Below are 14,472 nucleotides of genomic sequence, written 5' to 3' on the forward strand. Positions count from 1 at the left end.
ATGGCGTTGCGATTCATGGACTTACCACGAGGCCGCACCGCAGCATGTCTGGAAATAGAAAATGAGCGAACCGGGCGAGCGGCCGGCGACCATTGAAGACGTTGCGAAACTGGCGGGCGTATCCATCGCGACCGTCAGCAGGGCCTTGCGCTCGCCGGAGAAGGTTGCCGAGAGCACGCGCAAGAAGGTTACGGCCGCCATTGCCCGGACCGGCTACACCGCCAACGCCATGGCGCAGAACCTGCGCATGCAGCGCTCGCAGATGGTGCTGGTGCTGGCGTCTTCCATTGCTGATCCAAACTTTGCCGGCATTCTGACAGGGCTGGAAAAGGCGGCAAACGACCGCGGTTATGGTGTCCTCATCGGTAACACCGAAGGTACCAGCGGACTGGAGCAGAACTACCTGCGTTTCCTGTCGACGGGCATGGCCGACGGGCTTGTCTTGCTGACAGGACATATTCCGGTTGCCGGGCAGCCACAAACACCGCTCACCAATCTGCCGCCGATCGTTGCGACCGAGCGTCCGGTCTCGAATCCCGAAATCAGCTACGTCGGCGTGGATGATGTCGCGGCCTCCAAGGTGGCGACCGAATATCTGATCTCCCTGGGGCACCGGCGGATCACCTATATTTCCGGCGGGCCCGCCGACATCCGCAGCGATCTTCGCCATTCCGGATATCTGCAAGGGTTGAAAGAATCACCCGAGGCACTGCGCGACTGGCGCGTGGAGGGCGACGGCTCCAGCGAGAGCGGGCGTGCCGCCGTCGAACGGCTGTTCATCAAGGACGATCTGCCGACCGCTTTCTTCTGTTTCAACGACAACACTGCGATCGGGGTCATCTCGGCGCTTCAACTGCGTGGCTACCGCGTCCCGGAAGATTTCTCCGTGCTTGGTTTCGACGACATTCCCTTTGCCAACAATTTCACACCCGGATTGACGACAATCCGCCAACCCCGGCAACATATCGGCGAAAAGGCCATGACAATCCTGCTTGATCGCCTTGCGAACCGGTCCCTGGAAACGCGCTCTCATCTGCTCCACGGGGATCTCATCGTGCGCGAGAGCTGTGGTGGCATTTCCCGCAAGCTGAAGTGACGTGCTGTCGGCGTAATGCCAGTGCGCACTAGGCGCTGGCAGACCTTCTGATCGCAGTCGATGATCCGATAAGCGTAAGCAGCTGGTTCGTGACCGCCCTGGTTCCCATGTCACCTCCGAATTCCATCGGTCGCAACACGTTTTCTTGAAAGCCGGTGTCGACTGCGCCGTTGATCAGGTCTGCGGCATCGGCAAGGGAGGGCTTGTCCAACTTCTCGGCGAGATAGTCCAGCATCAGCGCAGCACTCAAGATCGCGGCCAGCGGGTTGGCCTTGTCTTCTCCCATGATGTCGGGGGCGCTGCCGTGGGCAGGCTGAAACAATCCGGTGGTGTCGCCGATCTCCCCACAGGCGGCCATGCCCATGCCACCCACCAGGCCACCGGCAAGGTCCGAAAGAATGTCGCCGAACATGTTTTCCATCACCAGAACGTCGAACTCCCAGGGCTTGCGCACCAGGTCGAGCGCTTGTGCGTCGACGTAATTGTAGCCGACAGGCACGTCGGCAAATTCCGATTTCACTTCGTCAAAGATCTGGCGGAAGAAGGCCAGAGAGGTGAACACATTCGCCTTGTCGACACAGGTGAGCCTGCCCGGATGGCCGCGCTCGCGCCGTTTGCGGGCAAGGTTGAATGCAAAGCGATGCAGCTTGGTGGTGGTTTTGCGCGTGATGCGCAAAACGTCCTGCACTTCGTCATCATTGACTACGAGGCTGCGCTTGTGTGCTGCTGCAGAGTAGAACAGCCCTTCGGTTGATTCTCGCAGGATAACGAGATCGATACCGGCAGCGCGCGGATCGGCGAGCCTTTGCGGTGCGTTGGGATAGGCTTTGACCGGGCGAACACCCGCATAAAGCCCAAAGCGATCGCGCAGGCGCAAATGCGGCGAGATCTCCGTGCCGTTTGCATGTCGGATCGAGGGAAGGCCGATGGCCCCAAGGAAAATTGCATCGGCAAGCCCCGCGCGTTCCTCTCCGCCGTCTTCGATGTCGAGGCCAGTCTCCTTGAAGTAACCCGCCCCTGCCTGGATCTCGTCATAGCGGGGCGCGGGTTCTCCCGTGTGCTTCAAGGCTGTTTCCAGCACGGCAATGGCTGCTTCCGCCACATCGACGCCAATACCGTCACCTTTTATCAGGGCAATTTTCATGGGACTGTTCCTCAAATCCAATCAACGTCGTAGCGCTCGACGATCCGGGCGATCTGGTCCGGATTGAGCGCCGTTGCGGCAGTGCCGCGAAGCAGAAGGGCAAGCCTGGCTGTTGCTTCCAGCTCTTCCATGGCATGGACGGCGGCGGCCAGATCCCGGCCGGCAACAACGGGCCCGTGGTTGGCCAGCAGAACGGCAGAGCGACGGCCCGCAAGTCCTCGGACCGCGTCTCCCATTGCCGGATCTCCCGGCACGAAAAACGGCAGAAGCTTCACCTTGCCGAGCTGCATGATCCCGTACGCCGTCAGGGGTGGCAGAACGTTGTCCGGATCGATCTCCGGCAACAGGGAAAGTGCGACCGAGTGGCACGAATGCAGATGCACGACCGCACCTGCCGAATGGCGGGTCTCGTAAAAGGCCGTGTGAAGCGGGATTTCCTTCGTCGGCCTGTCACCCGAAAGCAGTTCGCCCTGGACAGAAAGATGGCTGATCCGGGCCGGGTCCAGAAACCCCATGGAGGAGCCGGTCGGGGTAACGAGCAATGTGCCATCCGACAGACGAACGGAGAGATTGCCGGTCGATCCATGTGTCAAACCACGGTCGAACATCGATTTTGCCATCAGGCAAATCTGTTCGCGGGTGGTTGCGCTTTCGCTCATCGGCTTGTCTCCAGAACGCTGAGCGCCTCGGAGAAGAAGTTCGGGCCACCGAAGTTGCCGGATTTCAGCGCCAGCGCCAGCGGCTGACCGCTCACCTTGAGCGCGGGAACACCCGGCGCAATCTTCGGACCGATATCCAGCGTGTTTGCCCCGAGACCGGAAACAACGGCCCCTGACGTTTCGCCGCCGGCGACCACCATTCGGCTGACACCGGCGCTGAACAGTGACGCCGCCAGATCGGAAAAAAACTCCTCAATCGCCGCCGCGCTTTTTTCCCTGCCGTATTTTTGTTGGGCAGCACCCACCACCTCCGGGTCGGCGGAGGAATAAAGCAGGGGCGATGCGTCCTGGCGAAGTACCCAGCCGGCGATTTCCTGCACCGACAGTGCCTTCGCCATGATGTCGTCGACAGTCAGTTCACGCGAGGGTGCAATGGCCTTGTAGCGCGCGACCTGGGCGCGAGTTGCCATTGAACATGAACCGGACAGAACCACGGCTTTGCCCGAATGTCCGGTCCAGTTGGCGACCGCAGGCGCGTGGCCAAAGTTCTTGGGCAAGCCGAGGGCTATGCCCGAGCCTCCGACAAGAAGCTTTCGTGCCGCGATTGCCAGCCCAATGGTGGCAAGATCATCGTTACGGATTGCATCCACAATCACCATCGACTTGCCGTCGGCAGGGCAGGCGAGGTTGATTGCGGCCGGACCATCTGCCACGTGATCGAGGGAGACATGACCGACTGTCCAGGACGTCTGACGAGCCAGCACGCGCCGGATGTCCGGGTCGCCCATTGGCGTCAACGGATGGTGGCGCATGCCGCTTTCGCTCAAAAGCCTGTCTGCGACGAAGAGATGTCCCTGGTAGACGGTTCGTCCGTTTTCCGGAAAGGCCGGGCAGACGATCACACATGTCTCGCCAAGCCTGTCGGCAAGGGCTTCCGCCACCGGGCCGATATTGCCTTCGTCGGTCGAATCGAACGTCGAACAGATCTTGAAGACAATCTGCTTGCATCCCTGATCGGTCAGCCAGTCGCAGGCTCGCAGGGACTGGGCAACGGCCTCTGCAGCTGGGATCGTTCGGGACTTCAGACTGATGATGCCGGTGTCTACCGACGCAAGTGCCGGAACATCGGGTACACCGACATATTGAGCCGCCGTCATGCCGCCTTCCGACAGCATCAATGCAATGTCGGAGGCTCCGGTAAAATCATCCGCGATCACGCCCAGCTTCATGAGCGGATCCCCTTGAGCGGACCACGGTCGAGACGGAAGATGTGGTCCGGGCCGTGTTGCGGAAAGAGCGTGCGCACCAGGGGATCATGTCCCGGCACAACAAGGTCTATCGAGCTGGCAAGGTGCTGAATGGTTCCAAAACCATCCAGCATGTCCTGCATGTCGACCACGATCGGGAACGGTTTGGCTTCCAGGAAATTCTCGTAGTAGTGGGCTGCGTCGGAAGCCAGGCACATCCAGCCGGCTTCTGTCAGTACACGAACCGCCTGCAATCCCTTGCTGTGCCCGCCAATGCGATGAACTGTAAGTCCTTCCCGGACTTCGCCATCTCCTTCATGAAAGATTACCCGGCCAGAGTAGAGCCTTTGCACGGCTTCACAGACATGTTCCGCGGTGTAGGGAGCCTTCATCGCGCCCTGGCACATGCAGGGACCTGTGGCGAAAGCCATTTCCGCTGCCTGCAGATGGATGGTGGCATTGGGAAAATGCTTCAAGCCGCCCGCGTGGTCATAATGCAGATGGGTGACGATGATGGTCGTCACAGCCTCAGGTGCAATGCCGAGAGGGGCCAAGGCCTCTACCGGATTGAGCCGGACAGGACGGCCGCGTCGCGCGCCTTCCTCGCCGTCGTAACCTGTGTCGACCAGGATGATCTCGTCCTGCCGCCGCAGCACCCAGATGAAGTAATCCATCTCGTGTGGCTGGTCGTGGTTGTCGTCGAACAGGAAACTGTCCTTGCGCGTGCGCGCATTCCTGTCGGCATATTTGAGCGCGAAAACCTGCCAGGGGCTCATGAGGCCACCTTCGCGTAGGTTCGGACCGTTTTCTGCGCGATCATTCCGGCAACCTTTGCATCGAACGACTTGAAGTGAGGGGTTTGCAGATGCGCCTGAAAGGCGTCGGCATCGTCATAAAGTTCATAGAGAAACACATCGCCGGGGCGATCAGGGTCGGTGCAGACGTCAAATTGTCTGCATCCGGGTTCGTCCTTCAGGGACGCTTCGGCGTTTGCGATCATGAGCGGCAGAAAATCCTCCACCGCCTCGGCCTTGATCTGAAACACCACCGTTACGGCATACATGCTCTTCTCCTCAGCGGAACAGGTTCACCATACCCATCGACAGGAAGGGTATGTAAGTCACGGCGAGCAGGGCGGCGATTGCGGCTATGTAGAGCGGTGCCATGTTGCGGGCGATCGACAAAACACCGACGCCGGATATCCGCGAGGCAACATAGAGTGTTGCGCCAACCGGAGGTGTGAACAGGCCGACGGCCACATTGCAGGTCATGATCACACCCAGATGGACCGGGTCGACGCCGAAGGCTTGCGCGGTCGGCAGGAACAGCGGTGCCGTCAGCAGGATTGCAGGAACCGGATCGAGAACGAGACCGAGGACCAGAAGCACGACATTGACCAGCAACAGGAACATCCAGGGTCCGGTTGAAAACGCCTGCACGAAACCGACCAGGATCTGGGGCATCTGTTCAAGCGTGATCAGCCAGCCAAGGACTGTCGTTGCACCGATCACGACCATCACCACCGCGCTGGTGACGAAGCTGTCGATAAGAAGACGCGGCAGATCGCGGAGTTTGAAGTCCCGGTAGACAACAGTTGTGACGAACAGGCCGTAGACGACGGCAAGGGCCGCGGCTTCCGTAGGGGTTACCCAGCCGGTGAATATGCCGCCGAGGATCACGATCGGCATGAACAGGGCAGGGGCGGTACCGATGAAGGAACTGGTCAATTCCTTGAAGGTCGTGGTGCGCCCACCGGGGTCGCACTTGGTGGTCTTGCCGACATAATAGCAAACCGCCATGAACAGGGCGCCAAACAGAATGCCGGGAACCATGCCACCGAGAAAGAGATCGGCAACCGAAACGTTGCCGACAAAGCCGTAGATCAGCATCGGAATGGATGGTGGGATGATGATGCCGATCGTCCCGGCTGCAGCCACCAGACCGGCGGCGAAGGCGGTGTTGTAACCCTCGCGGGACATGTTCTTGATCATGACCGAACCGATGGCTGCACTGTCGGCAATGGCCGAACCCGAAATGCCGCCGAAAATCATGGAGGCGCCGACGACGACCATGCCGAGCCCGCCTGCCATGAAGCCGAAGGCAGCCCTTGCAAAGCCGATGATGCGCAGGCCGACACCGCCGCGGCTCATCATTTCCCCGGCGACGATAAAGAGCGGGATCGCAAGGAAGTGGTTCGGCTCCACCCCGCCGATAAAATTCAGGAACAGCGCCTGCAAGGGGTAACCGAGGTCAAAGACGATGATCGGCAGGACAGCAGTGATCAGAATTGCCCAGACCAGCGGAATGCCGATGAAAACGGAGGTCAGGAAGACCGCAACAACGAAGATCAGGATCATGAGAGGGCCTCGCCGCCATCTGAGTGCGCTGCATGAGGAACGACAGGATTTTTGAGGTCGTAGACCATGTTGAAGAGATGGAAGATCAGGGTCAGTGTCATGCCGGCCGGCATGGACGCGTAGAGCAGACCGACAGGCCAGTAGAGAACGGTTGTCTTCTGTGCCCAGGTGTGGACCGAGATATTGACACCGGTGTAGATCAGGCTGAGCAGCAGGACGACGATGATCACGTCGATTGCGATCGACAAGACACGTTGACCCGTCAGCGGCACCAGTTTCTCGACAACTTCGGTAACGCGCATGTGCGCGCCCCGGGCAACCGCTGCCGCACAGCCGATGAAGGTGCTCCAGAGCAGCAGGAAGCTGGTCACTTCCAGCGACCAGGCAAGGTCGAAGCCGGCGAAGCCGCGAAGCCAGGCGTTGCAGAACACCAGGGTGACGATCGAAAAGCCGCCGAGCGCCAGGCATAAATCGACCAGGTGACTGAGCCAGCGAAGCGCAGCCGGATAGTGATCTCGGTAATCCAAGGGTCGTCTCTTCTTGAAAAGGGCCGGAACCGCCGCGTGACGTGCGGTTCCGGCAGTTGAGCCCCGGAGCACCCTGCGTTCTTTCGAACGCCGTTCGGTGCTCCGACCCACAAGAAACGATCAACTGTTGAACGGGCAACCGGCTCGATCACCCGTGCGTTGATCTCGTTGCCTATCAGTTCTGGGCCGGGAGTTTTTCGCGGATCGCTGCCGCATCTGACAGGATCTGGTCGACGGCTTCCTCGCCGTAGACATCCTTGGCCTTTGCGTAGACCGACTGCACCGCCTCGCGGAACGGCGCGATATCGGGAACGCTGACCGTGGCGCCGGATTCCTGCATTTCCGTGAGTTGGCTTTCGACCGAACTCTTGACGAGGTTCCGGCTGAAGGCTGCGGAATCGGCTGCAGCTTTCATCACGGCTTCCTTGTCTTCGTCGGAAAAGGACTGCCAGGTCTTTTCGGCCACCGTCAGGGGCAGAGGGCTGTAGACGTGGCGTGTCAGCGTGATGTAGGGCGCAACTTCATAGAACCGCAGTGACTTGATGGTGTCGACCGGGTTCTCCTGGCCGTTGACGATGCCCTGCTGAATGGAAATGTAGACGTCGGTAATCGGCATGACGACCGTCTGGAAACCAATGGCTTCCATCGACCAGCGGATCATGTCGTTCGGGAAGACGCGCATTTTCATGGACTTGGCGTCTTCTGGAGAATTCAGCGGTTCGTTGGTGGTGAAGCTGCGGAACCCGGCTTCCCACGTCGACAGTACCCGGAAACCCTTTTCCGGCAGCTTGGCGAATTCTCCCTGCAGCCATTCGGAATTGTCATAGAGTTCCCAACCCTGCTCGTAGGTGTCGACCAGGAAGGGCATGGCAGTGAGGTTCAGCGTCGGCATGTGCGTGGCGTAGCTGCCCGTGGCCGAGACCGTGAAGTCGATGCCACCAAGCTGCAGCAGTTCAATGGCTTTCGGATCGTTTGCGAGCGATCCGGACGGGAAGATCTGAACTTCGTAACGGCCGTCCGTATATTCCGCGACCTTCTCCGCAAACAGTTCCGCAGCCTGCTGACGGGATCCGCCAGGGTTGTCCGTATGGCTGAATCGCAAGGTTTCGACAGCCTGCGCGCCGCTCATGCCCATTGTGAGAATTGCCGCGCTCATCAGCAGGCGGCTCAAGGATTTCTTGTCAAGCATTTCAATCTCCTCCCACGGCCGCTCCAAGGCCGTATCAATTTACACATTCGATTGCGTATACGCTAACCAATCCCTTGTCAACGACGCTAATGTCGACTATCAAAAATCCAATGATGGAATTGCCGCTTCGAAACAGGGAAAGCCTTCGGGTCTTCTGCCGAATTCAGGAGTGTGCGGGAGGACGAAAAAAGATGAACGACGGCTCTGCAAAAGACCTGGGCGTCTCGGACACGTTACGCGTTGCCTGTCTTGGAGCGGGCTACTTTGCCCAGTTTCACTACGATGCCTGGCGCAGGGTTGAACGGGTTCGGCTGGTCGGTTCCTGTGATCAGGATCCCGCGAAGGCGAAGGCCACTGGACTGACTGCCTTCAGTGATCTGGAATGCATGCTGAAGATGGCGAAACCCGATCTGCTGGACATCATCACGCCGCCGCCGACGCATTTCAGCGCCATCGAGCTTGCCATTCGGAAGGGCGTCAAGACGATCATCTGTCAGAAACCGTTCTGTACCTCGCTCGAGGAAGCCCGGAAGGCAACGAAGCTGGCAGAAGAAGCCGGCGTGATCATCGTCATCCATGAAAACTTCCGATTCCAGCCCTGGTACCGGACAATCCGACAGGCTCTGGAACGGCAACTGCTTGGCGATTTGCTGCAGGTAACTTTCCGGCTACGCACAGGGGACGGGCAGGGGCCGAAGGCCTACCTGGACCGGCAGCCATATTTTCAGGAAATGCCCAGGTTGCTGATCCATGAAACCGGCGTTCACTGGATCGATACGTTTCGCTACCTGATCGGCGAGCCCGAGGCGGTCTATGCGGATCTTCGCAGGCTCAACCCGGCCATCAAGGGAGAGGACGCCGGCTATTTCATTTTCGACTATTCAAACGGGGTGAGAGCGCTCTTCGACGGCAACAGGCTTCTGGACCACGCCGCCGAAAATTGCAGAACCACACTTGGTGAAGCTTTGTTGGAGGGCACCCGGGGAACGCTGACATTGAAAGGCGACGGCTCGGTGCGCTTGCGCCATTTCGGCGACAAGGACGAAACTCTTCTGCTGGCGGCGCAGGATTGGCCTGGCTTTGGCGGCGATTGCGTCAAGAATCTGATAAGCCATGTTGTAGACGGTCTCCTGGATGGAAAGCCGCTGGAAAACGAGGCGCGGAGCTACCTGAAGGTGATTGCAATCGAACAGGCCATCTATGAGTCGGATCGCAAGGGGCAGAAAATCCGGGAGTTTGACTGTGCTTGAGGCTCCGAAACAAAAGACCATCACCACCCAGGCCATGGAACAGATCCGCCAGCTCATTTTCGACGGTGAACTGGCGGCAGGCTCCGATCATCTCGAAAGCGAACTTGCCGACCGGCTTGGCATGTCCCGCACACCGGTGCGCGAGGCAACCTTGATGCTGGCCCAGCAAGGCCTTCTGGAGGTGCGACCACGCAAGGGTGTTCGCATCGCCACCTTGTCGTTGAAGGACATGGAGGAAATCTATGCCATCCTGACCGAACTGGAGAGCCTTGCTGCCGAAGAAGCCGCTGAACAAGGCTATTCGGAAACGGATCTTGCGGATCTCAAGCAGGCGATCGAGGCTATGGAAGATGCATTGGAGCGTGAGGACCGGGAAGCCTGGGCGATAGCCGATGATGCCTTCCACACGGAGCTTGTCCGCCTCGGTGGCAACTCGCGTGTCCAGTCCATCGTCTCGATGATGTCCAATCAGGTACGCCGGGCACGCGCCATGACGCTTTACATTCGCCCGCTGCCGGTCAAGTCCAACGAAGATCACCGGGCTGTCTTCGACGCGATCCGCAAGGGCGACGCCCAGGCAGCACGCCAGCGCCATCATCTTCATCGCCAGGATGCCCGCGAAGTGCTGATCGAGCTTCTGAAAAAGCACAAGCTGTTTCAGCTCTGAGCTTCACTCGGATGTATTTCTCTCGCCAGGCTCAACGATAACGGCGTAGGAGGGGGGCAGCAGGTGGCAGTGCCTACCCGCCTTGCCAGACCTTGATCGCCTCGACCGGGTAGACCAGCATCAGAACGTTCAGCGTCAGATTGTCCTTTATCACCCAGAGCGCGAGCAGTTCGAAGGCAATCCCGACCAGGATCGTCACCCAGACCGGCATGCGCCAGGCAAAGAAGAAGCCGGCGAGCATCCAGAGAATATCGAAGACGGAATTCAGGACACTGTCACCGGTGTAACCAACGGCAATGGTCGCTTCGCGGTACCGGTCGATGATCCAGGGGCTGTTTTCGACGATTTCCCAGGCTGCTTCGATGAAGATCGCTCCGAGCGCGCGCTCACCGACGGAACTGTGTCTGAAAACCAGCCACAGGAACAGATAGAACAGGAAGCCGTGGATGATATGCGAGGGCGTGTACCAGTCGGCGATATGTTGCGAGGAACCGGCGACATCGCTGGCCGGTGTCCACAACAGGACATGGCCGCAATCACAGATCGGGATCCGCCCCATGGCCAGGAGAATGGCCGCTGTGGCGGCAATCATCACCAGGCCGACGATCAGACATTTGCTTCGGCTCATGGGGTCTCCTCGGACTGTCGGGGCAAATCGGCGATTCTCTACTGGAAATCTTCAAGAATTCTCTCTATGACCTTCCGCCAACGAAACATCAATCCGTCCGGCTCTGAGTGGAAGGTTGCGCCCCGGTTTTCCCGGCGTGTTTGCGCGGCCCCGCCGGATTTGGGATCAGGAGATCTTCATGACTGGCCTAAACGGCACGGCGCCTTATCAGTCCCGGCGCACCTTTGCGATTATTTCACACCCGGATGCCGGTAAGACGACCCTGACCGAAAAGCTGCTGCTTTCAGGCGGCGCGATCCGGGCGGCGGGCCAAGTGCGCGCCCGCGGCGAACGCCGCCGTGCAAGGTCCGACTGGATGAAGATCGAGCAGGAACGCGGCATTTCCGTCTCGTCTTCCGTCATGACCTTCGAGCGAAAAGGCATTGTCTACAATCTGCTCGACACGCCTGGCCATGAGGACTTCTCCGAGGATACCTATCGCACGCTGACCGCTGTCGATGCGGCCATCATGGTGATCGACGCTGCAAAGGGTATCGAAACCCAGACACGCAAGCTGTTCGAAGTCTGCCGCCTGCGCGACATCCCGATCATCACCTTCGTCAACAAGATCGACCGTGAAGGCCGGCATGCGCTGGAGATTCTGGACGAGGTACAGGAGGCACTGGCTCTCGACGTCTCTCCGCAGACATGGCCCGTCGGCATGGGCTCGGACTTCTTCGGCGTCTATGACTGGCAGAAGAAGAAATTCCACACGTCCGACGGCGAGCGCGGTGGTGCCTTTACCCAGACCAAGGACGTTTCCGGTCTTGATGACGAGGTCCTGACCGGCACCGTGTTCGACCGGATCATGGATGAACTGACCGAGAACGTCGAACTGGGTGCGGAAGGCTACGCCGAATTCGACAAGGAAAGCTTCCTGGAAGGTCACCTGACGCCGGTTTTCTTCGGCTCGGCGCTGCGCGACTACGGCATCGAGGAAGTGCTCGATTTCATCGCCGACTTCGCCCCGCCGCCGCATTCGCAGCCGGCGACCGGCGGGCGCACAATCATGCCGCAGGAAGACAAGGTCACCGGCTTCGTCTTCAAAGTGCAGGCAAACATGGACCCCAAGCACCGCGACCGCATTGCCTTCGTGCGCCTGTGCTCCGGCACCTTCAAGCGCGGCATGAAGCTGAAGCACGTTCGCGCCGACAAGCAGATTGCCGTCTCCGCACCGATCTTCTTCTTTGCCGAGGAACGGGAAATCGCCGACCTTGCCTATCCGGGCGACGTCATCGGTGTTCCCAACCATGGCCAGTTGCGTGTTGGCGACACCCTGACCGAAGGCGAGAACATCCACGTCACCGGCCTGCCGGCCTTCGCACCGGAAATCCTGCGCCGCGTACGCCTGTCCGACACCATGCGCGTCAAACAGATGCGCCAGGGCCTTCAGGACCTGGCAGAAGAAGGTCTGGTGCAGATCTTCAAACCGGATCTCGGCTCCAACTGGATCGTCGGCGTGGTCGGCGCACTGCAGCTTGATGTCGTGGTGGATCGGCTGAAGGCGGAATATGGCACTGAAATCGGCTTCGAAGCAGTGCCTTACACCACCGCCCGCTGGATCGAAACAGACAGCCAGACCCTGCAGAAGATGCTGGAAGGTCACCGCATGTCGATCGCCAACGACCGTGACGACAAGCCGGTGTTCCTGTTCAAGAACGCCTGGGAAATCGGTCACGTAACCGAAAAGTTCCCGGACGTGAAATTCCGCGAAACCCGCGAGATCGTCTACGAGGCGTAACCGGAAAATCCGGCTCCAGCTTTTCTCCGTTCACTGAGCCTCAGTGTCATTGAGCTGGGGCGACCTCAGGGGCTGAGAGGAATGAGCATGGGAGCCGGACCACCTGGTTGGCCTCAGCCTTCATCCGGCGCTTTGCCGCGCCCCACGAACCGTGCGCTGTCCACGGGGGGCTATGTTATCTCGCTTGGGTTTTTCACAAGAAACGATTTCGAGTTTGAGAAGTTGGCTCGTGACTAATACGGATTCATGAAAGTTGTTTTGAGGATAATTTATTGTAATTTTTAACGGTGATTGTCTTTCAGGTCGAGTATTTGTGAAATATTTGGCTAAGTATTGATTTTAAATAATATTTCTTGTGTTGATAGAGCTGAAAGGCTTCTCTAGGATACTTGCAGCTGCCGGAATATAGGTATTTCCAGCTGGAATGCAGCTAAGAGAGCGAATAAGCAAGTGCGATACGAGCCTGTCGGGCATGGTTCGCCGCCGCTTCAAAAGGCCAAGGGCGAAGCGCAAGCGGTAGAAATCCGCCGTCTGTCCAAGCCGTTCTGGATAACCGTGATCATCAGCGCGGTGAGCCTGATGGCGTTTGTGTCGTTCCTTTCCTGGACCCTTGACCGCAATTCCATCCGATCTTCAGAACATATTTTCACGGCCATGCTTGGCGATCGCTCCGATCATCTGGCGGACATCACGCTTGAGTACGGCTATTGGAACGACGCGGTCGAAAACCTTGTCGAATCCTTTGACATGACCTGGATACGGGAAACCTTTGTCGACTACATGCAGGAAGAACTGCAGATCGACGGGATCCACCTGCTGGATGGCAACAACCAGCCCAAGGTTCATGTGGTGGAAGGCAAGGTCGCCAATACGGACTTGCGGGTTCGCTATGGGCCTTCGATGAGCGTTCTGATTGCCGATGCCCGAAATACGCCGCAGGATGAGGCGCCGGTTCCGGCAACAGGTCTGGTTGGCAACCTTGAGACGCTTTACCTCGCCAGCGCTGTTTTGCTGACGTCCTACACAGAGGACAGCGACACCAGTACCGATCATGTGCTGGTCTTCGCACGGCCTATCAATGCCTCAGTCCTGGCGGATATGGCGGAGAAATATCACTTGCCCGGTCTTGGGTTGGCGCAAATACCCCCGGCCTTCTGGCAGGCTGGATACGACATTGAGACCGTGGACAGGCGGCACCTCGGGTTTTTCGTTTGGAACCCGGAATTGGCCGGATTTCGGATGTTGCCTCTTCTGGCCCTTGGGGTGCTGGCGGTCTATCTCGGCATGTACTTGTCCGCGCGCATGTTCTTCCACCGTGCAACAGATACGGTCCGGGCGCTTGCGGAAGCCAAACACCAGGCGGACAAGGTCAAGGAACTGCTGGCCAATCAGGTCAGGAGCGACCCTCTGACGGGGCTGGGCAACAGGCGATTGCTGGATGAAAAGCTGGCGCTCCTGCAAGACGTCAAGCCGTTGGCGGACGGTCACGCGCTGCTCTATGTCGACCTTGATCGGTTCAAGGAAATAAACGACACCTTCGGCCATGAAACAGGGGACCTGGTGCTTTTGCATGTCGCGGAAGCTTTGACCGGCCTTGTCAATGCGGACGACACGGTGGTTCGGCTGGGCGGGGATGAGTTCGTCATTGTGTTCGGCAGGGCACGGCGCGAGCGGGTGCTTTCGGCAAGCCGGGCGATCGTGGAACAGCTCAGCCGGCCGGTGAACCTGGACGGTGCTACCTATACCTTCGGAGCCAGTGTCGGCGTCGCTTTTTCGCACAAGCCTTCGGAACTGCTTCGCCAGGCGGATGTTGCACTTTATTCGGCGAAACGGCGGGGCAGGGCACAGGTCGCGGTTTATTCTTCCGACCTGCTGGATTTCCGGCATGTCCCCATTCAGTCGGCAGCTCAGCCGGGCTGATAGGAAAA

The 14,472-nt window shown here is 58.9% G+C and carries 14 protein-coding genes; 5 read left to right on the top strand and 9 right to left on the bottom strand.

The features are described 5' to 3' along the window. Positions 1 to 61: 61 nt before the first annotated feature. Positions 62 to 1,096 carry a LacI family DNA-binding transcriptional regulator gene (locus Q666_RS47875; RefSeq protein ID WP_022999998.1) on the top strand — a complete coding sequence of 345 codons (1,035 nt, stop codon included), beginning with the start codon at positions 62 to 64 and terminating at the stop codon, positions 1,094 to 1,096. Between the two features lie 28 nt (positions 1,097 to 1,124). Here the strand turns inward: Q666_RS47875 and Q666_RS47880 are convergent, their stop codons facing one another. The 8 genes from Q666_RS47880 to Q666_RS47915 all read right to left on the bottom strand — a co-directional run bounded on the left by Q666_RS47880 (position 1,125) and on the right by Q666_RS47915 (position 8,219). Beyond that, on the bottom strand, positions 1,125 to 2,240 hold the full coding sequence (locus tag Q666_RS47880) for an isocitrate/isopropylmalate family dehydrogenase (RefSeq protein WP_022999999.1): 1,116 nt from the start codon (positions 2,238 to 2,240) through the stop codon (positions 1,125 to 1,127). Positions 2,241 to 2,251: 11 nt separating this feature from the next. Further along, the gene (gene otnC, locus Q666_RS47885; RefSeq protein ID WP_023000000.1) at positions 2,252 to 2,899 is read right to left on the bottom strand and encodes a 3-oxo-tetronate 4-phosphate decarboxylase; all 648 of its coding nucleotides are present in this window, start codon (positions 2,897 to 2,899) and stop codon (positions 2,252 to 2,254) included. Beyond that, on the bottom strand, positions 2,896 to 4,128 hold the full coding sequence (otnK, locus tag Q666_RS47890) for a 3-oxo-tetronate kinase (protein WP_023000001.1): 1,233 nt from the start codon (positions 4,126 to 4,128) through the stop codon (positions 2,896 to 2,898). The genes otnC and otnK overlap by 4 nt, the downstream gene beginning before the upstream one ends. Continuing rightward, positions 4,125 to 4,922 (bottom strand): N-acyl homoserine lactonase family protein, encoded by a 798-nt coding sequence (locus Q666_RS47895; protein WP_023000002.1) that lies wholly within the window; start codon positions 4,920 to 4,922, stop codon positions 4,125 to 4,127. Before Q666_RS47895 ends, otnK begins: the two co-directional genes overlap by 4 nt. Next, complete coding sequence (locus Q666_RS47900; RefSeq protein WP_023000003.1) at positions 4,919 to 5,209, bottom strand: putative quinol monooxygenase; 291 nt, start codon at positions 5,207 to 5,209, stop codon at positions 4,919 to 4,921. Before Q666_RS47900 ends, Q666_RS47895 begins: the two co-directional genes overlap by 4 nt. Positions 5,210 to 5,219: 10 nt before the next feature. Further along, the gene (locus Q666_RS47905) at positions 5,220 to 6,503 is read right to left on the bottom strand and encodes a TRAP transporter large permease (protein WP_023000004.1); all 1,284 of its coding nucleotides are present in this window, start codon (positions 6,501 to 6,503) and stop codon (positions 5,220 to 5,222) included. Further along, a complete protein-coding gene (locus Q666_RS47910; protein WP_023000005.1) occupies positions 6,500 to 7,030 on the bottom strand; it encodes a TRAP transporter small permease in 531 nt (176 codons plus the stop codon). Before Q666_RS47910 ends, Q666_RS47905 begins: the two co-directional genes overlap by 4 nt. Positions 7,031 to 7,205: 175 nt before the next feature. After that, positions 7,206 to 8,219, bottom strand: coding sequence for a TRAP transporter substrate-binding protein (locus tag Q666_RS47915; RefSeq protein WP_023000006.1), 1,014 nt, complete (start codon positions 8,217 to 8,219; stop codon positions 7,206 to 7,208). A 191-nt stretch (positions 8,220 to 8,410) separates the two neighbouring features. Between Q666_RS47915 and Q666_RS47920 the strand changes: the two genes are divergently transcribed. Together Q666_RS47920 and Q666_RS47925 are read left to right on the top strand one after the other, a co-directional pair. Continuing rightward, a complete protein-coding gene (locus tag Q666_RS47920) occupies positions 8,411 to 9,469 on the top strand; it encodes a Gfo/Idh/MocA family oxidoreductase (RefSeq protein WP_023000007.1) in 1,059 nt (352 codons plus the stop codon). Beyond that, the gene (locus Q666_RS47925; protein WP_023000008.1) at positions 9,462 to 10,136 is read left to right on the top strand and encodes a GntR family transcriptional regulator; all 675 of its coding nucleotides are present in this window, start codon (positions 9,462 to 9,464) and stop codon (positions 10,134 to 10,136) included. The genes Q666_RS47920 and Q666_RS47925 overlap by 8 nt, the downstream gene beginning before the upstream one ends. A gap of 73 nt (positions 10,137 to 10,209) precedes the next feature. Here the strand turns inward: Q666_RS47925 and Q666_RS47930 are convergent, their stop codons facing one another. Further along, entirely contained in the window at positions 10,210 to 10,764 is a 555-nt protein-coding gene (locus Q666_RS47930; protein ID WP_023000009.1) for a DUF2585 domain-containing protein, read from the bottom strand. A gap of 178 nt (positions 10,765 to 10,942) precedes the next feature. Between Q666_RS47930 and Q666_RS47935 the strand changes: the two genes are divergently transcribed. Both Q666_RS47935 and Q666_RS47940 read left to right on the top strand, forming a co-directional pair. After that, positions 10,943 to 12,544, top strand: coding sequence for a peptide chain release factor 3 (locus Q666_RS47935; RefSeq protein ID WP_031268973.1), 1,602 nt, complete (start codon positions 10,943 to 10,945; stop codon positions 12,542 to 12,544). A gap of 450 nt (positions 12,545 to 12,994) precedes the next feature. After that, positions 12,995 to 14,464 carry a diguanylate cyclase gene (locus Q666_RS47940; RefSeq protein WP_023000011.1) on the top strand — a complete coding sequence of 490 codons (1,470 nt, stop codon included), beginning with the start codon at positions 12,995 to 12,997 and terminating at the stop codon, positions 14,462 to 14,464. Positions 14,465 to 14,472 lie beyond the last annotated feature (8 nt).

Source organism: Labrenzia sp. C1B70, assembly GCF_000475395.1.
GTDB lineage: Bacteria > Pseudomonadota > Alphaproteobacteria > Rhizobiales > Stappiaceae > Roseibium > Roseibium algicola.